Source organism: Lentimonas sp. CC4, assembly GCF_902728235.1.
GTDB lineage: Bacteria > Verrucomicrobiota > Verrucomicrobiia > Opitutales > Coraliomargaritaceae > Lentimonas.
In genome coordinates this window covers 2,205,732-2,229,422 of the sequence record NZ_CACVBO010000001.1, presented here as the reverse complement: position 1 = coordinate 2,229,422, position 23,691 = coordinate 2,205,732, and the positions used below count along the sequence as shown (strand labels likewise).

The window sequence follows — 23,691 nt, the reverse complement described above, 5'->3', positions numbered from 1 at the left end:
AAAATAAAAAAGGGGGCACAGGCTCAGTAGCCCTGCCCCCGAGATTAAAATGAATGGTGATCTAGACCATGACATATCTGACAGATTTGAAAACTATGCCATGGCGCACTCGCGAGTCCACTCGGCTAGAATCGTCTAGTTCTCCAAGATAAACAGTTCGTCGATGAGTGGACCACCCACGTCGGTAGTTGCAGTCAAACGTATCGTATTATCACCAGCATTCAGCGGGATATCACGCTTGTTTTGGTTCTTCCAATCAAGCGCACCAGTGCGCGAGACGCAGGAGTAGTCACCATACGACACCCCATTGACAGTGAGCTCGCAAGGGCGTGTCTCGTCAATGGCATCACCATTTGCGAAGAACACGCGGAGCTTGTAAACACCCTCGCCGACGTTGACGTCGTTCCATTCGATAAAGGCTCCTGCACCACTGCTCATGTCGACGTAGCCAGTGCCACTGAAGCCAGGCGTGGCCGAGCCGATTTGCGTTTGTGACTGCGAGGTGCGATTCTCAGCTTGGTAATTAGCTGGGATCGGCAGTGGTTCGCTGGAACCGCCTTCACTACTATCTGCATCAAGGTCGATAATTTGAATATCATCCACGTAGAGATAATCACCTTTGCCACTACTGACTGACTTGAAGCGAAGGATGGTATTTGAGCTCTTGTAGCTACTGATGTCCACGGTTTCTATGACGTAGTCTGTCGCGCTCTGCTCACTATTCGCATCGTAACTAAACAAGTTGACCCAATCAGACTCATTGCCAGTCGCATTGATCTGAACGAATGCGGCATCGGTTGACTCAAGACTATGGACGCGGCGCGCAAAGCGAAGGCTAACATTGGTCGCACTGCCATAGTCGATTGCACGGCTGACGGTATCCTTACGAACGAGCTTGAGTTCCTTAGCTTGACCAGCGGTCTCTGTGGTGCCGCCGTTTGCAATCACAGGTTCATCTTCATCGATGGACCATTCTGTGGATGCCCATGCGCCCTCACCACCGGCGAAGGTATTGTCATCGAAGGTATCGCCAGCGAGCACATCACTGTCTCCTGACGGAGGCGGTGTATTTGTGCCATTGGTGCGAATCACTACGTTATCAATCGCATAGAATTCGGTAGCGCCATTGCCATTACCTTTGAAAGTAATGGATGTGTTATTACGGTATTCGAGACCGTTGCCGATGAAGTCGTTTAAGTTAATCGTAGCGGATTGAAAACTATCGCCCCGAGTGCCGGTGTAAACGAGCACGTCTCCGCTGCCACTGTTCACAAAGACTTCTAAGTCTTGGCCTTCATCGTTCTCATCGTTGAGACCACCTGTGCGATGATCGAAGTTGATCGTGACGTTTTCTACACTACCGAGATCAATGGTGCGAGTGATCGAAGAAGCACGGATGATTTTAGCGGATAAATCACCATCCGTCGAATCGATGGAAGATACGACTGGCAAGAATCCGTTATCCTCGGCCGTCGCCCATGTCGCGGAGCGCCAGCCTTCAGCACCTGTAAATGGACCATTCGTGCGCCAATCCTCAAAACTATCGAATGCGATGTATGCGCCCGATGGTGTCGGCGGTGTTGGCGGCAAGCGATCCACATATGAGCCGTTCAACATTTCAATCGTCAACGCTTTGCGAGCGGCATGTGAATTATTATGATCGAACCCAGGCTGAGGGGTGTTGTAGCTATGGAAGGTATAGTCGAATCCGTTGGCTTCGAACATTTCGATCACATCCTTATACCAAATGTCACCACCTCCTGCTGGATTTGGATTGTTCTCGTCATTAGTATCCCAACCGGCATCAGGGCCTGCTTCGACACCCACTTCACCAATGAAAATACGTGTATTGTGATCGTTCTTATAGTCGATCACATCTTGCCAATGGCCTTCTCCATGGAGCATGTCAAAATACGTAAACTCTTTGTCTAAGTCAGGATATGCTAGATTATTATCATTGCGCACTTGGTGTGTGTATTCGAGCTGCCAATACATGTGCGGCCCGAAAATGAGCTGATCTTCACGATTCGAGCTATAGAAAGAAGGTGCCTTGACATAGCCATTTGCAAAATCTCGTTCGACAAACTCTAAGATAAGATCAACCGACGGTAGAATCTGATGAATCTCCGTGGCCAACTCTTTGTAAGTGTCGTTGAGGTCCACAATTCCCCCACGATTGAGCGCACCTTCCGAAGACGCTGGTTCATTCATCAAGTCGAATGCCCAGATGGCGTCACCGTAGTTTGCATCCTTAATTTCTTGAGCAACGCGCTTCCATAGACGCACCCAATTGTCTTTATGCACCGGATCTTGCCAGAATGGATCGGTCTCACGCATCGTATAGTGCTGGTTGGCTCCAGTGACTGCGTGCGGATCGATGATGACTTTCAGGCCCTCATCAATGGCAGCCTGAATCGCTTCATGCATCTTCGCAAAATTGTCCGGATATTTGACGACGCCGTTGCTGTTAATGAAATTATAATCTTCGCCGTCTTGAAACTGGCCATAGCCATCGCCGTCGGCTTTCCACCGCATCAGGGCACGTTGAGCGAGTGAGATGCGAACGACCTCTGAGCCCATGGCTTTCATATCTGCGAGGTCTTGCTGGTCAACGGTCTGCACCAGCACATTGAAGCCATTGGTCGTCGCGCTCAAAGACGCGGTAGTGATTGCCAGACAAGACACAAGTCCAGCAATTCGGGTAAGGGGTAATTTTTTACGATACATGCGTTTTTGGATTCCTACCCAAACGACCTGACATACGTATCACGCTCATCAACCGTTGCGCCATTTTTAATGGGAGACAATGCCCCTAAGAGGCTAGGTTTTTAGAGTGTGCCCAAACTTTAGGAACGTTTCAAGCTGAAGGGGTGGAGACTAGATGGGGGTTGAGGTTTCTCGAATTAGACAAGGCTGAAGTCGAGTCTGTAAAACAACACACACACTCCAACATCTCTGTCATCCTCCAAAAAACAGACAGCCACAATCCCCCATTCATTTTACAATAAAACGACACTGAAGTCCGATAAAGCAGGTTCAATAAACTGACAAAGAATCGCCATCAAACCACTCCCCGCAAACAGCTGTCGTAGTCGGAGTGCTCGGCATGCCCTTATGGTTATGCTGGATTGCGCTATACAGTTGCTCGACCATGATTGCTCCAATGCGCTCGGGGTTGCGGTCGACCCCACTTGCCGAGCTAATCGTGTGATTCAAATTCATATCACATGTGGCAACTGAAGCACACTGTGCCAACAGCTGACGAATTCGGCTGTAACCCGCACCACACACATCCACAATCACGACGTCATACCCCCCTTGAACCACGCCCTCACAAAAAATACGATCCTGCTCCGCACTTGGCGCGCGGTGGTCTAAGTAGAAAATCATCTCGGCACTCGAAGAAGCCTCATTCACTTGTAAGGTGCGAACAAATGCAGCAGTATTTTGATACGCTTGATGTGCTTCATTGATCACATTCGTCACTAGACACGGGCGCTTAAATCCACGTGCCAAGACAGATTTCACAGCGAGGCTCATTGCGCTAAAATTATCAGTAATCACGCGGTGCGCCTGCACTGCCGTGGGACGAGAGACCCCGAGCACTAGAGGAAACGGCTCCCATGCCGATTTTAATTCATCAAATGACTCGGCAGGCGGAAGCACAATCACTCCGGAAATCCCACGATTCACCAATATTTGCTGCAAGCGAGCCGCGGAATAATCCTCCTTTCTTAGGTCGATTTGCTCCAATGCGATGCCGACATCGGCGGCCCTCGCCTTCATACCAGCCCTCAGCCGATGAAGATACGAGTCGATCACTAAGCCTCCACTATCGACCGAATCGATATACGCGACCGTGCAATGATTATCCTTCAGGTTCGTATCGCGCAAATAACCAATCAATCGCTGTATTTTAGGATCCGGCTTGTAGCCAAGCTCCTCAGCTATTTTTACGATCTTCGCTCTCGTTTTTTCTGAAATCCGCGGATCATTACGCAGCGCTAATGAAACCGTCATTCGCGAGACGCCTGCCTTAGAGGCGACTGATTGCATGGATATCTTCGATTTCATTGATTGGGGTATGGTAGCACACTAAGAAATAGAACAGATTCTAAAGAATTGGAAGTGATCTCGTGGGATTAGTAAAAAAAATCCCTGCACCATTTGGTGCAGGGATCGAAAACGAGTCTATATCTAGAAACTACTCGGCCACTTCGATATCAGAGACAGTCACCACAACATTGGAATCCGTGCGGTTAGATGATGCCGCGACTGCCCAGAAGGCACTCGTCGGCACTGTGCCTGCGAATGTATAACGACCGGCCTCAATCCAATCACCTAGGCCGTTGAGCTTATAGCGCGCAACAAATTCATCGCCAATACGTTCGACCTGGAGGGTGGTATTGACACTGCCGACATCAAACTCTGCACGCGTGAGCGAGACATCCGTCTCACGACGATACTCAAATACGATGCGGCCATTCTTCTTTTCAAAGACACCAAAATACGGCGCCTCGGCGTCGACCAAGTTGGCGCGCACCAGAAGCCCTGCACGAGCGGATCCTTTGCCTACGGTGAAATCACCCAGTTGAGCCGTCATCACATGATCGCCTTGCTGCTCGATCGACATGAGTGCGATGGAGTCGCCAGCGTTGTTCGTTCCGAGTGTGTTTGTATCCACTGTTAGAATACCTGCAGCATCGTCATAGTTGAAGGTAGAAGGCACTGCGATCTCCCCTAAGTCCGAGACTTCCCAGCCTGCAGCTGATGCTCCATACACTTCTATCGCATCGATAAACATAGAATCACCCGCGCCGCCACCGAAGGAAGCAAAGCGAATTCGGCAATCATCTGTCAGCGCTGCAGCTGGGAATACGACACTCACAATGATCGGGCTAAATTCAACCGTATCTGCGGCGGTTATAATCGTCTGCGATTCGACCAACTCGCTACCATTATAGAACTCTAGCACCGCTGATTCAGAGCCGCTATAGTTCTTCGCTTTCACAGTAAATACGATCGTAGCGCTATCGTAGCCACCTAACTGGATACCACGCTCAAGTGAACCATCACGGCGCACGAGGGCATGTGCACTCCCAACCTCAGGGCCATTGAAGGTAATGACCTGCGCGTCGTCCGCATCCACAACAGTCCAACCAGCTTCAGTCCATGCACTTGGGCTCACAGTCTCCTGCGTCGCAGCAAGGTCTTGTGATTCGAATCCTTCGGTAGCGATTGGGCCGCCCGCATCGGGGGTCGTGCCCACTTCACTATCCGGTGTGCTATCACGTGTATCGAGCACCTGATCCAGCTCGCTTAACAAACCAGCATACTCGGGTTGATAGGCCAAATTAACATATTCATCTGGATCAGACACAGCGTTGTAGAGCTGATAGTAGGTGCGTTCGAATTCGGATGGAATCGTATTCCCCAGAAGGGTGTAGCGAATGTAGCTATACTCGTCTGTGCGCACACGCTCGCCTAGGGCACGCACCCCAGTGTCGCGATCTTTGTCTGTGCGAAACAAGAATGCATGATAGTTTGTTTCCGCATCGGGCTCGCTAAAGAGTGAAACGATCGACTTACCTTCCAATGGATGCTCAGGCTCAGGAAGCCCCGCCCAATCAATAAAGGTAGGATATAAATCAATCAACTCGACCATCGAATTCGTGCGCGCTCCCGCGGCAACTTGACCTGGCAGGCGAACGATGAACGGCACCTGCGCGGTTTTGTTAAACAGTGTATGCTTTAGCAAATGCTCATGCGAACCGAGGTGAAAGCCATGATCCGAGGTGAGCACGATCAAGGTATCGTCCAGTAAGCCGCGGCTCTCCAAAAGATCCAGCGCCTGCCCGACCAATTGGTCGGCCCATGTCACGCATGCATAGTAAGCTTGATGCAGGTAACGCCAATCCGACTCAGTATAAGTCGCGCCATTTTTACCATTGAGGCACCATTCGTTTGGCTTGATCCAGTCTGATGGGACATACGGCAGCGTGATATCATCACGATCGCCCGGCTGTAATTTACCATTCGCATCGGGAGCTGCATACAGGTCGTAGTAGCGCGATGGGCAAGTCAGGCCCGAATGTGGTTTATGGATGCCGTAAGAGATAAAGAAAGGCTGTGTCGGGTCTAGCTGATTGAGGACATAGTCTTCTAGCTCTAAGAAGTTCATGCCGTCCATATATTGGCTATCATCATCATTACGACCTGGGCGTGTGATGATATGATCGGCTTCACCACCAGCCTGCTCTTCGATCGACTGAATTTGATATGCGCCAATGCCTTGAATGTCGCCGTCATATTCGTGATTCACCCAGAAATCGAACGCACGTGCATCCGTATCCTCTTCGTCGTGATAGATCTTGCCCACGCCTGCAGTTTGATAACCGTTCTCACGGAAATGTTGCGGTAGCGATACGATATCAGGAAAGACATCACGCAAGGAATTACCAATCGTTAAACGCTGCCCAGCCAGAAAAGAATTACGACTGGTGCTGCAAATCGTGCCACTCGTATATGCTCGATCAAAGACTAAGCCTTCAGCCGCTAAACGATCAATATTCGGTGTAAGCGTCGTAGTGTTGCCATAAGCACTCAGTGCCATGTCGAGATCATCAATCACGATGAACATAATATTCTTCTGCTGCGCTTGCAGTGCTTGAGTGCAGAAGAGCACTGAGAGGAGGCAGGTGCCTATCAATAATAGACGCCTGATGGTGAGTCGTAGATGAAACGAGTGCATTGTTTGTATGGGTTGTTTTCAGTAAGAAATATAATTTTCGATGTATTGAGTCATCTCAGGGTCAGAGGATCTGCCTCGGCTGCTAACACACGCTAACAACCAATAGAACAGCAAAGAATCCATTAGGATGACACCAATTCGAAAACGGCACACAAATGATTTAACGAACAATATCAATACATTATTAATACTCCCTGTTGATATTTATAGTCATTTTAAGCCACAATTTGTTATATATAAAAACCTAACAACAGATACCAATGAAACAATATACCTAAGCATAATAATACAATTTTGTTAGTTGAACATGACCGATCCAGCGCTAAGGCGAACAGTTAAATTGCATTACGGTGCCCGGAAAAACTGATGCAAGAGGTCGGTTTAACTCTGACGCAGGACAGCCGCAAGCGGCGTCACCACACGATGAACCTTTGAAGAACAGATCCTTGTGGTGATCGCGCTCTTGACGGGCGAAGCCTGTTGCGCGCATATCCAGCGTGCTAGTTTTTCATGCGGTTTCGGGATCGGTTCACTCTGACGCAGGACGGCCGCAAGCGGCGTCACCACACTGATTCTCAACTCATATCGGAACATCCCAAAGCAGATCAATAAAACACATTTTATTCTTCATGTTGATTTTTAATATCAATTATCCGATTGAATATATGCTTATTTTGCAATTCATTCAAAGGCCCTCATTCCTTAAAGTGCGTCACAATACGCCTTCCCTTCCCTCCTAACTCCCTCCCTGACCATGCCACGCAATACCCAATCACCCGACAAAAGATCGACGGCTCCTACGACGACATCTAGATTCTTTCACGTATTCGCATCATTTTTGTTATTCGTTTTAGCCCCCCCGACAACCACGCAGGCTGGCTGGGAAAGTCGAAATCCCGGCGGCGGTGGACAGGTTCAGGGCATTCACTTCGATGCCTCTCCTACGGGTCCAGGTAAGCTGTTTTTCAGTTCTGATATGGAAGGCACCAGTATCTCAAGCGACTATGGTGCAACTTGGAATCCAACTGGCGCGCGTCAACAAAACCATTTGATGAAATGGGTCACAGCAGTCGACCCGCAAGATGGTGATCGCGTTTACAGTGTCGGCCTAGGTGGTCTCGACATCTCCGACGACGGCGGCCTCACCTGGCGCTACGATCCGACTTTTGGCGAAGGCAAAGCCATTGCTGCGATCGCTGCAATCGCAATCGACCCTGTCGACACTGACCGCATTTACATCGGCAATGGCTGGGCAAACAAGACTCAGAACCAGTTACGCGAAGTCGACCAGAATGAAGAGGGTCCTTACACCATGGCCTATTCGCTCGATCGTGGCGCGACTTGGACCTTCTCCACTTATACCAGTGGAGAAGGCCCGCGTAACACCTTTGACATCGAGGTCGACCCTAGCAACGGAGACATCTACCTGAGCTCAGAAGCCGGACTTTTTCGAGGCGCTATCAGCGGACAAACCTTAACCTGGTCTCCCATCGCCTCCCCCGCTCAGGCTCCTGATACGCCATCCGCACAATCGCAAGGTGTTTGCCTCGCAGGCAACGCTCAGTTCGTCATCGCTTCGTTTGAAACCAGCACCGACAACTACGCCATCTTTGCTGCCCGAAAAGCCGACCTCGGCAGCGCGGCCTCGACTTGGACGCAGCTCTCCGGATTCGAAGGAGAAGTCGGCCCCGATGCGCAGTGCTGGCGTCCACGAACGGATCCGCGTGATACGGGTAATACCTTTCACCTACTAGTCGGAGGCATCTCACAAGGGAATCGCGGCCTCTTCGAAGCAGAGCTTGAGTGGGATACCACTGAGACTACCTTTGCCCTACTTCAACCATGGACAAAAATATTCAATAAAACACCCGGCACGGAGTGGAACTACGACCATGGCTGGAAAGGCACCAACGCCGTCTGCCGCAACTACGGCTATACGCCTGCAAATTGGGCACGCCAGACATGGGTCTCCTCCGATGAGGGACTCTATGCGCTCGATGACGGCGACCACTATTTAACTGGTTGGCAGCCAATGTGGACGGAGGCCGTAGGCGATGGAACTTATCGCTCACGCGGTGTCGTTTCGACATTCAACTGGGACATGGTCGGCAAGGCATCATTTGTCGCACAAGGACAAGCCGACAATGGATTGGTCACTAGCTTCGATGGCGGCGCCACTTGGAAGCGTGAAGGCCCGAACGGGCTCAATGATAATCGCTCACTGGTATTAGCTGAAGTCACAGGCCATGGATCCGATGATGGTCACTACCTTATCGCAGGTGGTTCAGGTGCCTATGGCGGCGGCGTATCATGGGCAGTTGGCAGCGTCTACGCGCGCCGTCTCAACAGCGATCTTAGCGGGTGGGATGGCGACTGGGTGACCATTGGAGGCGGCAATACTGGCCTCAACGGAATGATCCATAACTGGAGCGGCGAGCAAGCGCGTGGCTCTCGACCAAACAGCATCGTAGCCGATGCCAATGATCCACGCGTGCTGTATGTCGCGACTGAGAAAGGCCTCTACCGGACCACCGATTTTCTCTCCTTAATGAAGGGCGTGGACAAACAAACATTCCAGCGCATCGGCGGTGGCGATCTATCGATTCGTCAAGTCGTGGCCGACCCACGCGAAGTCGGCACAATCTATGTGCTCCAAAACGACGGCACCTACCGCGTCAGCAATGCAGCCACAGCCAGCAATCCGACATGGCTGAAGATCAGCACGATCCAAGCGTCAGGCGACGGCACCGGACGCGCCATCGCAGCGTGGGTTCCTGCAATCGATGATCCACTCTACAGCGCGCCCGGAGCCCCAGTCTATCTCGCAGTGGGGCACCAAAATGGCGACCTGTTTCTCTCGTCTGACCGAGGCGACACCTTTGATACAATCCTAGACCGCGAATTGATTCTCGCAGTGCACGCCCCCGAACTGGAGCAATGGTTTGAAAGCGATTTTGCTATCAAATATGGTGCCATGGCCGGACAAGGCGACCGCTTGTTTTTAACCATCGATAGTGATAATCGCCATGGCTATGCCGCTCTGAAGGGAGTGATCGCTGCCGATGGCACAGTGGCTTGGTATGATTTCACCGATACAGGTGCCGACGCCCTACTCTACCCGAGAGCTCGACGTGGCAGAGTCTTTGAGACGCAAGGTGACAACTACTTCCACATCGCGAGTAGCGGCATGGGGCTACATCGCCGCAACATCAGCGAACCAGGTCTCGGCAACGGACAACGAATCGACGGCAACTTTGCAGGTCCCGACAGCCCTGGGGAGTCCGACGAACCGATCCGCACGCGCGTCTTATTCATCACACGCGGAAACCCCTCTGAGACTTACCTCGCCAATCAATTGCGAGCACTCGGATTCGAGATCGTGCTGCGCAATGTGGATGCTGGCAATCTCACCGACACCTATGGAATCGACGTCGTGTTCGTCCCTGGATCCAGCTCAACAGGAGGCGCCTTCCGTAATACCAGCGCTGGCCTCGTCTGCGCTACCTACACAGATTTTGACGACCTCGCATTCACTGAGTCTGGAGACTTCGGGCTCACGAGCGCCGCAACCGTAACCATACAACAACCTGAGCACCCAACGGCAGGCGGCCTAAGCGGGAACTCAATCGCAGCGCTGACCCAAGCAAGCAATGTCTCCTGGGGCACTCCGGCAGGGGCTTCCGTATCCGTGGCAACACTACCGACCGACACAACCAAAGCGCTGGTATTCGCTTATGAGACAGGCGACGCAATGGCCGATGACTTTACAGCACCCGCGCGCCGCGTGGGATTCTTTATGCGCTATGTCAATAACTCCCTAACCGATCAAGGGCTCACCTTACTCGCTGCTGCACTGATCTGGGCAGACCCGGATGGTGCCAAGAAACGACGAATCGATCTAGGACTGAACCTCAAAGAATTCAACACAATGACCTTCACCCCGCCAAGCGGACGGCGCTTTGTAGTCGAATACTCGACCAACCTGAGCCAATGGGATCCAGTCCCCAGCATGTCGGAGATCGAAGGCGATGGAAACGAAACAGAGCTAACTATCCTCTCCGGCGAACGCGAAAATCAGGCGGAGTTCTACCGATTGCGGGAAGTCTTTGAGTAAACGTAAGGCACGCTCACCTACACGCCCGAGCTTATATCACCAGAGAGCGCATAAGCCATGCAACTAATCTGTAGCGAGAAAAACAAAAATTCTAACGAATATAATCTTAAACCACTTTCCATTCATGCCCCAAAAAATCACCGTGATCGGCATCACTCCCCCGACTCCGTGACCTCTGCCGCACTCGCCTTTGGGGAATTCATATGATCAAAAATAATTTTAAAATTCTCATCCGTCTTCTTAGTCACTGAACGCGCATACCCTGGCCCCAACTCATTCACACGTTGCTGTAAAACTTCAGCATCCTGCAACAATAGTCCATAATCTGGATCCTTCGGCAGTGTGGTGCAGGCATATGGCCTCCAATCACCCGCTTCAATCGGGTCAAAGTAACCATCCGCTGCAAATTGGCCAAACAGAGCCGCCTTTAGACGCGACTGAATCGCAGCACAGTCCGGGTGCTCCGCTCGGTTAACCGTCTCAACGCCTTCACGCAGATCAAACAACCACTCCTGCGCATCGCCGGCCGAATAGATATATTTCCACTCACCATCGGTGACTAGGTAAAGCCCCCACTGCTTATCTGAGAATTGCGAAATCACAACCTCGCGCGATACAGATCCTTGCGCCACATCCGACAAGTCCTGCGAAGTTGTATGCGCATCTTCAAAATCCCCACCTGCAGCCGATAAAAACGTTGTGCCTATATCAATCAACGACGCAGGCGCTTCACAGGTCGCCCCCGCAGCAAAACGCCCAGGTTGGCGTGCGATCATCGGGATGCGCGCCGAAGGTTCCAGCATACAGCGCTTACCAACACAGCCATAATCACCGAGCATCTCGCCATGATCTGCGGAGAAAACAATCAAAGTGTCATCGATCGCATCACCTAGCGCATCTAGGATTCGACCGACTTGATAATCGATATGCGAGACGCATCCATAATACGCCGCCCGCATCGTGCGAAACAACTGCTTATCATAACCGCCGTCCTTATACTTGTAGCGATTTTGAATTTTATTCCACAGGCAATGAAACGACTCCATATCATCTGGACGAAATGGCTCATCCATTTCAAAGGCGCGATACAATAAATGCCAAGGATTCGGACTCTCAAAAGGCGGATGCGGCTTGATAAAACTCGACCACAAAAAGAACGGCTGCTCACCATCGTGCTGCTTCAAGAATTCAATCGAACGATCCGCGACCCATGTTGTTTCGTGGTGCACATCTGGTAACTGGGATGGTTGCGGAATATAGTAATACTCACTTCTCAAACCCAGGAGATTATCAATGTGCCCATACCCCTCCTCCTTTAGATATAAAGCATAATCAGTGTCAGACTTACCCTCTTCAGAAATGTCACGCGTCTGAAATCCCCATAGATTCTTATAATCTGGATCGAAATGCATCTTTCCCACGCCATGAGTTCGGTAACCCGACTCAGTCAGACGCTGCATAAATGTAGAACGCTCAAACGGCATCGCCGTATTATCGACCACGCCGGTCACATGCGCGGGCTGCCCCGTCACTAGCGAGCAGCGAGCAGGCACGCATACGGGGCTCGGCGTATAGGCATGACTAAACGACGTCCCCTCACGAACGAGACGATCAATATTAGGTGTCTTGATCATCGGATTCCCATGCGCCGCAATAGCATCGAATCGCAATTGATCAGTGAAAAGAAAAAGTATGTTGGGCTGAATAGTGGCCATGGATTGAGATTGGTAGCATCCTCCTAGTTAACAAGCAACAACAAGACACCGATGCTATATTTATCTTGCAACTACAGAATACATAAAAGATAACTAATAAGCATAAAAAGCAACCTAGAACATTAAACATAAAGTGCCACCTATCAAAAAGACACTAACAATGCAGCAATTTAAAAAAATCACTTCACAGCACTATCTCGACACTATCCGCGGCATGTGGGTGGGAAAATTCCTTGGCGGCACACTGGGCGCACCAATCGAAGGCATTAAAGATATACACACTTTTACCCCTGCTGACCTGCAACCAGAACTCGCCGAGAACGACGACACCGACCTGCAACTGCTATGGCTACACGCCCTAGAAGAACACGGCGTGGAATTAACAGGTAAGATTCTAGCCGAAGAGTGGATGGAGCACTACCCCACCCCATGGTGTGAGTATGGCATCATGATGAAGAACTGGCGCTCAGGCCTACAACCACCTGAAACCGGCAAGCACAACAACTGGTTCTACCACGAAGGCATGGGCTGCCCGATTCGCTCAGAAATTTGGGGCGCTGTCTGCGCAGGATCACCCGAGCTTGCGGCACGTTTTGCGGAAATGGATGGCACACTCGATCATCACGGCGATTCCGTCGAGGCAGAGAAATTCCTAGCGGCTATTGATGCTGCCGTATTCGTCGAGAAAGATATCGAGCGCCTGCTAGACATCGGCCAAGCTGTCGTCGACCCCGCCTCTACTTTTTACGCGCTCGTTCGCGATGCACGCCAATGGGCAACGAATGACGACTGGGCAACCTGCCGCCGCAAGATCATCAATACTTACGGTCATCCGGAAATGACACACGTGCTGGAAAATCTCGGCTTCATCATTCTCGGCCTCATACAAGGTAAGGGCGACTTTGGCGCAACAATCTGCGCAGCCATCAACTGCGGCTACGACTCGGATTGCACAGCAGCCTCTGCAGGTGCGATCATTGGCGGCATTCTCGGCTTCAGCGGTCTCCCCGAGCATCTAAAGTCAGCCGTGCCGAACTCCTACCAGTTAAGTGATTGGATGAAAGGGTTCCCACGCGAAGGCAGTCTCGACGAACTCTGTAACGCATGTGGCCACTGGGCACAAAAGATCGCCACGCACCACAATGCACCGCTAGAGCTCGAAGGCGAATACACCTACACGCCGCTTGCAGTCGCTCCACAGCCATTACCAACAAAGATCGCCGAGACCCCTCAACACGCGAAATGGGCGATGATCGGCCCCTTTACACGCCCTTGGACAGAGCGCCTCGCACAACGCACCGACTTCCCTGATCATGGGCACCCAACCATGCCATCGGTGGAATACTGCGCAATGAACACTGCCGGTTTCAACACCGATTACCTCAACGGCGAAGCCACTTTCGACAACGCAAGCCTGTCAATGCTACCGGCAGATATCGCTCAACTCATACAAGCCCAGGACGATCGCGTTCCTACTGCCGACCTAAACTGGCCACAACGTAGCCCATACAGCTACTACGCTTACACCGAACTCAGCCTCGAAGAGGCAGAGCGCGTCTGGCTCCTATTGGGCTCCTCCGGCCCACTCAAGGTCTGGATCGACGGCGAACTGAGACTCGAATCCAACAGCTATCAGCAGTTCACACCCGTGTCCTTCAGTATCGATCAACAGCTTGATGCCGGCCTGCACCGCGTTCTAATCAAAGCTGAAGTCACCTCCAACAAGCCAGAGCTTTATTTCGCATTGAAGGAGCATAAACAAGAACACTGGCACCAAAACCAATATTTCATGGATTTCACTTGGCAACCCGTAGGATAAGGGAAAAAATCCAACGTTTAGATGCGAAGTGGTTTACTGTCACGTGAACCACTTTTTGCATTATAACGCCAGCGAGCTATTCGATCACACACAATGATTCCAGATCCACAGACAACTCCCAGCGCCACCGAAGGGTTCCATGTTATGGCCAAAGCCATCGGACCGATCTGTAATCTAGACTGCAAATATTGCTTCTATCTAGAAAAGGAACAGTTCTACCCGGAAAATGAGAAGTGGAAGATGTCCGACGAAAAGTTAGAGACATTTATTCGCGACTACATCGCCGCACAGCCAAGCAACGACGTGAGCTTTGCCTTTCAAGGCGGCGAACCGACACTACTGGGTGTCAACTACTTCCGCAAAGTCGTCGAGCTTCAAAAAAAGCACGCCAACGGCAAAAAAATTGAGACCGCCTTTCAGACCAATGGCACCCTGCTCAATGATGAATGGGGTGAATTCCTAGCCGAAAACAAGTTCCTCGTCGGGCTCTCCATCGATGGCCCCGAAGACCTGCATAATGCCAACCGCGTGGATAAAAATGGCGGCGATTCCTACAAGGATGTCATCCGTGGGCTCAACGTGTTGCGCAAACACAAGGTCGAGTTTAACACCCTGACCTGCGTCAACTCTGTGACGGTGCAGCACCCCGTGCGCATTTATAAGTTCCTGAAGAGTATCGGCTCAAAGTATATACAATTCATCCCCATCGTAGAGCGTGAAGTGGACACAGCCGCGGCCAAACTCGGCCTCGACTTCGCCGAACCACCCAAGCTGACAGAAGCCCCTGCCACCAAGGAAAATCCGCGCATGTCAGAATTTGCCGTGCCAGCAGAAGCCTATGGCGACTTCTTAATCAAAATTTTCAACGAGTGGATCAAGCGCGACGTCGGCAAAACCTACGTGCAGCTATTCGATGTCGCTCTCGGCAAATGGCTTAAAATACCAGGCGGCCTCTGCTACTTCGCCGAGACCTGTGGCCGTGCACTCGCCATGGAGCACGATGGCGACGTGTATACCTGCGACCACTACGTCTATCCCAAATACAAGCTGGGCAATCTAATGAATACCTCGCTTGCGCAACTCGCCGATAGCCCAATGGCACGCGATTTCGGCAATGCCAAGCGCGACGCACTACCTAAATATTGCCGCGAGTGTAGCGTCAAATTCGCCTGCAACGGCGAGTGCCCGAAGCATCGCTTCACCTGGACACCCGACGGCGAATGGGGACTCAACTACTTGTGTCCTGCATACAAGAAATTCTTCAATCATATCGATCCTGCGATGAAGATCATGTCAAAACTCTATCTTGAAAAACGTCCGCCGGCAGACGTCATGCAAATCATGGCCGAGCAGCGAAAAAATAAAAAGTAAGCACCTTTCAATACATCATAGAATATGACACACATACTATTTAGTCCGATCTACCAAGAACGCGTCTGGGGGGGCCGTAGCCTCAGCCATAAACTCAATCGCACCTTGCCCGATGATCGAGTGATCGGTGAAAGCTGGGAGATCGTCGATCGCCCCGAAGCACAGTCCACAACCGCTGCAGGCCAAACGATCCGCGAACTCATCGTAGCCGATCCCGAAGGCATCATGGGGGCCGACTGGCCTGCAGACCGCCCGTTCCCGATTCTTGTTAAATGGCTCGATTGCCAAGAGAAATTAAGTCTCCAAGTTCACCCGCCCGCCGATATCGCACCGAGCCTCAACGGCGAGCCGAAGACCGAGTGCTGGTATATCGCAGATGCCGAACCACACGCCACATTGATGGCCGGCCTCATGGAAGGCGTCACACGCGAAGACTTCGAAGCAGGCCTAGCCAACAACACCCTCGAACCGTTGGTGCACACGATGTCCGTCAAAGCGGGGGAGTCGATTTTCATCCCGAGTGGTCGCATTCACGCCATCGGCGGAGGCAATCTCATCCTCGAGATTCAGCAAAACTCTGACACGACTTACCGTGTTTACGACTGGGGTCGCGTCGGACTCGATGGCTCACCGCGCGAGTTGCATATTGAAGAGTCGCTGAAGAGTTCCGATTTCAATGATTTCGAGCCGAAGACAATGAAGCCCAATGAAGGCTCACAAACACTCGCCGAAAGCGACGTGTTCGACCTACGCAAAGTATGCCTAAAGGCAGGCGAAACACTGAGTTTCGACGCCACACAGCCGCGTATATTAAGCGTCGTTGTCGGTGCACTTAAAGAAGCGACTGACGGCGCTAAACTCCAGCACGGCGATAATGCACTCTTGCCAGCGTCACAACAATTTGAATACAAAGCACTCCAAGACACCGAAGTGCTCATCACCGAAAACTTCACTCGATAATTTACAGGCTCCGGGTGGTTACGATACCCCAAACGCAAAACCGTAACCGCCCGTGGCCACCTCCCTGCCCCACATTGCCGACATCACACACTATTCAAGCAAACGGGCAGCAACATGGGGTTCACACTATTTTCAAAGATCACATCGGCATTTAGAGCCAGCGGGCTACGTCTCTTTCCACTTAAAGACGTTCTAAAAAACTATACCCTCGCCAAAGCCAAGGCAGACTCGCGCGCCGCCGTCAACGTCGCCCTACTCGACTTCCCGCAAGCCATGGCCTACGCGCTGATCGCCGGCCTACCCGTGCAACTCGGCATCTACTGCTCAGCGCTCTCGTCGATCACCGGCCCCATGCTCGCCAGCTCGCGCTTTGTGATGCTTGGGCCGACCAACGCCACCGCAGTCATGTTGCTCAGCGCGTTTCTAACGCTCGGCTATGATCAAGCGCAAGCGATGGCCGCCCTACCCGTGCTGCTGCTCATGGTCGCAGGTTTCATGATCCTCGGGGCGTTTTGCAAAGTCGCCAGCATCGTGCAATACGTTTCTCGTTCGGTCGTGACTGGATACATTACCGCCGCGGCCTGCTTAATCATCGTCAATCAGCTCAAGACTGTCTGCGGGCTGGAGGTCGAACGCGCTGGCACCTTCCTTGCCTCGCTGATCATTATTATTAAGTCCATTCACCTCAGCCAATGGACGTCACTACTAGTCGCAGGCATCACACTCGCCATTTATTTACCACTCAAGCGTTATGGCAAAGCGCTGCCAACCGTGGCAATCACACTCGCACTGATCGCCGTCATCACAGAGTTCGCCTTGAAGCCGTTTGCAATCACAGTGCCCATGCTCGGTGGCGTCTCCTTTAGCTCGTGGCCACTCACCCTCCCCTCTGCCTCGCTCACCGATCTTCCAATCTTGGCAAACACCGCACTGGCCATCGCCTTTCTATCGTTGCTAGAAAGTGCCTCCATCGCCAAGACCCTTGCCGCACAAGCCGGCGACCGCATTGATCTAAATCAACAAATGCTCAGCATGGGCGCCGCCAACGCCGTCGGCGCATTCGGCTCAGGCATGTCCGTGTCCGGTTCGCTCACACGCTCAGTCCTCAACTTTAACAGCGGCGCAAAAACCGCAATGTCCAGTATGATCAGCGGTCTGATCATGGTCGCAGGATTGATCCTGCTCGGGCCCGCCATCGCTTATATCCCTAAGCCCGCACTCGCCGCACTCGTGATCACCGTCGGCGTCTCACTGATCAACAAAGAGCACATACGTCTCTTCGTTAAAACGACCAAGAGCGATGCCAGCGTTTTCTTCATTACCTTGGGCAGCGGGCTCGTGCTCTCGCTCGATACCGCTATCTATATTGGCACCGCCGCATCCATCGTGTTATTTATCCGCAAAGCGGCACGCCCACAGCTCAAAGAAATCGCCTTCGACGAGAAAGGTGCCTTGGTCGAGAAACAACTTGCACCACCCGAGCAACGCCGCCCCAGTATCGCGATTGTGCATATCGACGGCGACATGTTCTTTGCCTCATGCGACACGCTGCTAGAGCAAATGCGTAACCTCGTCGAACACCCCGAAATGCGCATCATCATTCTGCGCACTCGTAACGCGCACGCACTTGACGGCACAGCCGCCATGGCCATTCGCGATCTCATACGCTTCGCCCGTTCCAGAGGACGCGACATCATCGTCAGCGGCGCACACGAGGAAGTCGAACGCGTGTTCCGCAACTCTGGCCTACTAGACGAACTCGGTGAAGACAACTTCCACCGCTGGCACGAAAACCAACCAAACCTCTCCACTAAGCACGCCCTCAAACGCGCACAGGAGATTCTCGGAGAAGAGAGCGCAAACATCACCATCTACGCCAGCGAGAAGAAGAAATAGCTGAAATGCGCACATGGATGAGAGTTGCCGCCTCTTCCGTGCCGCTGAGAAAATAGATCCCGCCTGATTTCCGGCCTCACACTCCGGGCGCAGGCAGGACTCAGAGCCTGCGAAGTTAAACGCATGGCTGAATCCGACATCCAATGGGATCAACGACTGATTGATATCCGAGACGTAGTGGCCAAAAGGCAAACCTCTCGCTTACTCCCGCTGGCAATCACGCGGCTCGACTCGGCAATCGCCGCAAGCGCCAGCAACTTACTGAAAAATGGACAAACACGGAGAAATCCAGAGAGCTGATTGCCAAGATCAGCAACATAAAGATCGTTTAAATGCACAACTGCACCGAGGCCGCCATTCGCAAAAACAAAAGCCCTAAATCATTAAACACTTAGGAGACAACAAATAGAGCGAACGAAGCGCTTGCCTCAGGCTGAGCCTCACTCCTGATCAGCGGCCTGAACGCGGGGCCATCTACCCAAGCAATCGTGCTCCGTCAAACTCTCGGGAGAGTTCTGGCCTCTCTCATCGGTATAATAAAAAAACCCCCGATCATCTAGACCGAGGGTTTAAAAAATGGAGCGAGCGAAGAGGTTCGAACTCTCGACATCCACCTTGGCAAGGTGGTGCTCTACCAATTGAGCTACGCTCGCTTCTTTGGAAGAAGTCGCAAAGAATTCTAAATTCGCGCCCTCTGTCAATGTGTTTTTGATAAAAAACGCACGAAAACATTCAGCTCTCAGAACTGATACGCTCCAATCGACAAAAGAATCACACTATTCAGTTATTATTGTCGATTTATGTGGCATTTATGAAATTAGCCCCTAAACAGGACTCTTCAATTCAGGAAAATATATATATGGAAACAGGAATAGTAAAATGGTTCAGCTCGGAAAAAGGTTATGGTTTCATCACTCCAGATAGTGGTGCTACAGACCTTTTCGTTCATCACTCAGAAATTCAGATGGATGGCTATGCCTCCCTTGATGAAGGTCAGAAAGTAACATTCGAAGTTGGCTCGGGACAAAAAGGCCCCTGCGCAACAAATGTAACCTCTGCATAAACTTTGCAGCACGACGCTTCGGCGTCACACTCGAAAAGCGCCTGTAATAGGCGTTTTTTTTGTGCCCACATCTCTCGCCTAGTGCGCAACTCCCAGTGGGAATACTAGCTCTGCACTGACACCGCTGCCCGTAGCACGATTCGAAATCGTCAATTTACCACGATGCAGCGCCACCGCCTCGCGAACAAAACAAAGCCCGAGACCAGAGCTCTTACGCTCGGAACCTGGGCGCGGCAGTGAATAAAACCGATCAAAGATTTGATCCAACGCGAATTCTGGTATTCCTGCACCAGAATCCTCGATCAATAATTGCACCTCTTCTTCCGTAGAACTAATACGCAGGACAATCCGTCCACCTGCCGGTGAAAAATCGATCGCATTTTGCAGCAAATTGCTAATCGCGGTTTCTAACAGAAACTCTTCCCCCCACACGGTGTCCGCCTCACAGTCAACGACTTCGAAGACAATCTGCTTCTGCAAGGTATTGGATTCGCAATGATTGACGACACGTCGCACCATCGCACTGAGCGACACCAACACCGGCGCGCCCAGTGTTTTTCGATTTTCAAGCGAGGACAATGCCAGCAACTGATCCACCAAAGTCTGTAAACGAATCGACTCCGATTGGATATTGCCGAGAAACAAATCACGTTTCTCAGGGGTTAAATCCTCGTATAGCAACTCGGCTGCACCGCGAATTCCCGCCACGGGCGACTTCATCTCGTGCGTTAACGACTGCACATACGACTCCACATACTTACGATTCTCCAGCGCTTCGCGCATTGCCTCGGTCGTTTCGCCCAGAATACGCAAGTTATAACCAGGCATTTTCGGTGCTTCGGGACGCTCGCCCTTCGACACCGCCGCAGCATAGGCAGTCAAGCGGCGTAGCGGATGCGTCACCCAACGCGAAAGAAACCACCCGAGAGTGAGCACCAAAAGCATCGCCATCACTCCGAAAAATACCAAGCGACGCTTAGTCTCGATAATAAAGAGCAACATACTGCGTTGCGGTTTATAGACGGACAGCACTCCTATAATCTCCTCACCATGCATGATCGGCGCGCCGACATACATAACAGACGAAGTCGGATCTTCCTCATCCGTCCGCGACGAGCGTGCGCCATATTCGCCCTTCAACGTGAGACGCACATCACGATAAATACTAAAATCATCGCCCACCGCTGCTAATTCGCCGGAGTCATACACAATCGTGCCCTCGGTATCGGTGATGTAAAAGTCCATCAGGACCTTCTCTTTCATCAGATTATAGATCTGCGCATGCAACGGCCGAGTCTTAACTGAGGACATGCCCAACTGCCATGCCTCAGGCGCAGCGAGGTCATGCGTGGGTTGATTCGAAAGCAACGCGGCCAAAATTTCAGCCACATCGACCATCGGCTCTTCCGTTGCTTCCAGATATTGCCGCTCGACTCGATCCAGCATTGGATTGAGCAAACATGCAAAACCAGCCAATGCCATCAGCCCGAGACTTAACAAGATCCGAACCGTTAAACTCACCAATGCTCCTTCATTGAATACCCGAGCCCGCGATGCGTTTGAATCGGATCTATATCCGCACGCTGCGCTTTTAACTTCGCGCGCAAACTCTTAATATGCGTATCGACGGTGCGCTCCATCGACGCATCGGGCTCTTCCCACGCGGCATCCATCAATTGCGCTCGCGAATACACGCGCCCGGGCTTTTCGACCAACACCGCAAGTAACCGAAACTCGTAACGAGACAGCACCAAGGCGTGCCCATAGTAATGAATCACCCAACGATCGTGATCGATTTCAAAGGGTAAGCCCGACGTCGCGACTTTAGCCTCAGTCACTTTCGCAGGAAATGGAGTCGCCGTTGTATTTAAACTCGTCCGACGAATATTAGCACGCACCCGCGCTGATAACTCACGCGGGCTAAACGGCTTTGTCACATAATCGTCTGCTCCGATCTCTAAGCCCACGACTCGATCTATCTCAGAAGCACGCGCCGTTAAGAAAATAACCGGAACAGGATTTTTCTCTCGCAGCGTGCGACACACATCAAAGCCACTCATATCAGGCAGTCCGACATCGAGCACGATCAACTGATAATCGACTGATTCGATCTGCGTTAAAGCCTCTGCACCCGACGCGGTCCAATCCACATCAATCCCCTCCGACTCCAGCGCATAGACAATCGTATCTCGAATCGAAGGCTCATCCTCGACAACGAGCACTCGCGACTTCGATTGATCACCTTCAGTTGGTAACGACTGACGCCTTATATCATCCATTTATATCTATAGCAATTGATCGCAGAAGTGTTCGACTATAGGAAACCAGCTCGTGATGTAAAGCGATGCGCTTAGCTGTCCCCGGTCTCGCTCCGCCCTCTGAGCCCCGTCGCCTTGACCCATTTCTCTAAGCGCACATCAAATCCGCCCACGTCGACAATGTGACGACTCTCTAATGTCAAAAATGGATTGGGGTTCTCAAGCTTCAACGGATTCAGAATCACCAAGCGGCCCCCCGGCGATAAGTTAATCGAAGCGACTTTAAAGATCTCTTCATAGAGCCCTTGCATATCGGCCACCCGCACACGACGCCCCAGCGGCGGATTTGTAATGATCAAACTCACCCCTTGAGAGGACACACCCTCAATATTACGATGCTTCCTAAAATCACTCTTTTGCACAGACACCATTTCGACCGCGCAAGCGGCCTTCTCAATATTCTTCTGCGCAATCTCAGTCGCCTTGCCATCAATATCCGAAGCGATCAGTGCTTTCACGCCACCAAGCAACGAACGCTCAATCAGCTCCAAACCTGAGCCACAGAATGGATCCCACACCACCTCGCCCTCTGCCTTCCCTGCCAAGATGGCCATGGCGGCGGCAAGCGGCGGGTGCGTGGATGCCGGCACATCGTCGGCGCGGTATAAGAAACGAGGATCTGGCGAGATGCGGGGGCGTAACTCAATCGAATTACCCACCTTCTCGGGGTGAATATCAATCGCCCATGGTGATTGACGCGGATCATTCAGTAGATCGGAGCACAGTGCGAAAGCCGCGTTAACGACCGCTTGCGTCTTACCGTGAGACACCTTTGAGCGCATAAACTTCAAACGGTAGCGCGGCTGACCATCTGTCAACTTATTGCAAAGACGCTGCGCAAGAGGCGACGCGATGACCTTTGCCAAAGCGGGCACATTCACCCCCTTAGAGGTCGGCACGACGCCGAGCACAAAGTTGATCGAACCAACCGTGCGCAACTGATAAAGCTCTTTCAGCGTAAATCCAGAAATAGACGAAATCGCCACACAGCCCGCGCTCACCTTGAGTAGTTTAAAGCGATCCTTGAGCTTTGGATGCGCCTGCAATTCGTCGCGCACAAAAGTTTCCAAACCACGACGCGTGCGTAGGTGAATGCGTAACCCGCGCACCTGACTCATCTTAGCGTCCAGTCGCACCGCACTTGGCTGCTCGCTGCGGGCCAACTTGGCCTTCACCTTTTGCTCGGTTTGGCGACGAATTTCCTCCGCATCGTCGAGGCCCTGCAGTTTCTCTAAAGTTGCAACACCCCCCACCTTGTCCAGCGTGCGGCTCAGGTGCTTCACTTCGCGCTCGTCACGTTCGGCATCCAGCAACTCCAGCAGCGCGCGCTCACTCTCTTCATTACCACCGAGCTTCGGCAGCGCAGCCATCGCATAGCGACGCACCTTCTCTTGCGGATCTTGCAGCAAGTGCATCAGCCATTGCTTCGTCTGTGCGCGTTGTTCCTTTGTTGCCTTGCGCAGCGCGACTACACCGAGCGCACGCACTAAGCCCACACGCGCCAGGCGATATTCAGGTGTGCCTGCATCAAATTGCGGCACTTCGGCAGTCCACAAAGTCTCCCACGACTGCGTGCGCAGCTCCTTATACACTTCTTTACCCTGATTCGTGGATGCTTTGTTTTTCATAAGGAAGCGAACCTGAACACCCCCAGAGCCCTTGTCGATCCTGTCTTACACCGCAA

The 23,691-nt window shown here is 51.9% G+C and carries 13 protein-coding genes and 1 tRNA gene; 6 read left to right on the top strand and 8 right to left on the bottom strand.

Annotated features, from left to right (window positions below; all coding sequences use genetic code 11):
* Positions 1-135 precede the first annotated feature (135 nt).
* From GZZ87_RS09760 to GZZ87_RS09750, 3 genes are all read right to left on the bottom strand, one after another.
* Positions 136-2,727, bottom strand: a complete 2,592-nt coding sequence (locus GZZ87_RS09760) for a cellulase family glycosylhydrolase (RefSeq protein ID WP_162026818.1) — start codon at positions 2,725-2,727, stop codon at positions 136-138.
* 309 nt (positions 2,728-3,036) lie between these two features.
* Positions 3,037-4,074 carry a LacI family DNA-binding transcriptional regulator gene (locus GZZ87_RS09755; RefSeq protein WP_162026819.1) on the bottom strand — a complete coding sequence of 346 codons (1,038 nt, stop codon included), beginning with the start codon at positions 4,072-4,074 and terminating at the stop codon, positions 3,037-3,039.
* A gap of 130 nt (positions 4,075-4,204) precedes the next feature.
* The gene (locus tag GZZ87_RS09750) at positions 4,205-6,751 is read right to left on the bottom strand and encodes a sulfatase (RefSeq protein WP_162026820.1); all 2,547 of its coding nucleotides are present in this window, start codon (positions 6,749-6,751) and stop codon (positions 4,205-4,207) included.
* A 754-nt stretch (positions 6,752-7,505) separates the two neighbouring features.
* On the opposite strand from GZZ87_RS09750, the gene GZZ87_RS09745 reads away from it, so the two are divergent.
* Complete coding sequence (locus tag GZZ87_RS09745; RefSeq protein WP_162026821.1) at positions 7,506-10,865, top strand: hypothetical protein; 3,360 nt, start codon at positions 7,506-7,508, stop codon at positions 10,863-10,865.
* Positions 10,866-11,017: 152 nt separating this feature from the next.
* Here GZZ87_RS09745 and GZZ87_RS09740 read toward each other — a convergent pair whose 3' ends face one another.
* Positions 11,018-12,580 (bottom strand): sulfatase-like hydrolase/transferase, encoded by a 1,563-nt coding sequence (locus tag GZZ87_RS09740; protein WP_162026822.1) that lies wholly within the window; start codon positions 12,578-12,580, stop codon positions 11,018-11,020.
* A gap of 160 nt (positions 12,581-12,740) precedes the next feature.
* Here GZZ87_RS09740 and GZZ87_RS09735 point away from each other — a divergent pair, with 160 nt between their 5' ends.
* The 4 genes from GZZ87_RS09735 (at position 12,741) to GZZ87_RS09720 (ending at position 18,626) form a co-directional block, all read left to right on the top strand.
* Entirely contained in the window at positions 12,741-14,399 is a 1,659-nt protein-coding gene (locus GZZ87_RS09735; protein ID WP_162026823.1) for an ADP-ribosylglycohydrolase family protein, read from the top strand.
* 93 nt (positions 14,400-14,492) lie between these two features.
* On the top strand, positions 14,493-15,770 hold the full coding sequence (locus tag GZZ87_RS09730) for an anaerobic sulfatase maturase (protein ID WP_162026824.1): 1,278 nt from the start codon (positions 14,493-14,495) through the stop codon (positions 15,768-15,770).
* Between the two features lie 24 nt (positions 15,771-15,794).
* Positions 15,795-16,730 (top strand): type I phosphomannose isomerase catalytic subunit, encoded by a 936-nt coding sequence (locus GZZ87_RS09725; protein WP_162026825.1) that lies wholly within the window; start codon positions 15,795-15,797, stop codon positions 16,728-16,730.
* 114 nt (positions 16,731-16,844) lie between these two features.
* On the top strand, positions 16,845-18,626 hold the full coding sequence (locus GZZ87_RS09720) for a SulP family inorganic anion transporter (RefSeq protein ID WP_162026826.1): 1,782 nt from the start codon (positions 16,845-16,847) through the stop codon (positions 18,624-18,626).
* A 577-nt stretch (positions 18,627-19,203) separates the two neighbouring features.
* Here GZZ87_RS09720 and GZZ87_RS09715 read toward each other — a convergent pair.
* Positions 19,204-19,279: transfer RNA gene (locus GZZ87_RS09715), tRNA-Gly, on the bottom strand.
* 206 nt (positions 19,280-19,485) lie between these two features.
* Between GZZ87_RS09715 and GZZ87_RS09710 the strand changes: the two genes are divergently transcribed.
* Positions 19,486-19,689, top strand: coding sequence for a cold-shock protein (locus tag GZZ87_RS09710; RefSeq protein ID WP_162026962.1), 204 nt, complete (start codon positions 19,486-19,488; stop codon positions 19,687-19,689).
* Positions 19,690-19,767: 78 nt separating this feature from the next.
* Here GZZ87_RS09710 and creC read toward each other — a convergent pair whose 3' ends face one another.
* The 3 genes from creC to GZZ87_RS09695 form a co-directional block, all read right to left on the bottom strand.
* Positions 19,768-21,210, bottom strand: coding sequence for a two-component system sensor histidine kinase CreC (gene creC, locus GZZ87_RS09705; protein ID WP_162026827.1), 1,443 nt, complete (start codon positions 21,208-21,210; stop codon positions 19,768-19,770).
* Entirely contained in the window at positions 21,207-21,968 is a 762-nt protein-coding gene (gene creB / locus GZZ87_RS09700; RefSeq protein ID WP_162026828.1) for a two-component system response regulator CreB, read from the bottom strand. Before creB ends, creC begins: the two co-directional genes overlap by 4 nt.
* Positions 21,969-22,039: 71 nt before the next feature.
* A complete protein-coding gene (locus GZZ87_RS09695) occupies positions 22,040-23,635 on the bottom strand; it encodes a methyltransferase (RefSeq protein ID WP_162026829.1) in 1,596 nt (531 codons plus the stop codon).
* Positions 23,636-23,691 lie beyond the last annotated feature (56 nt).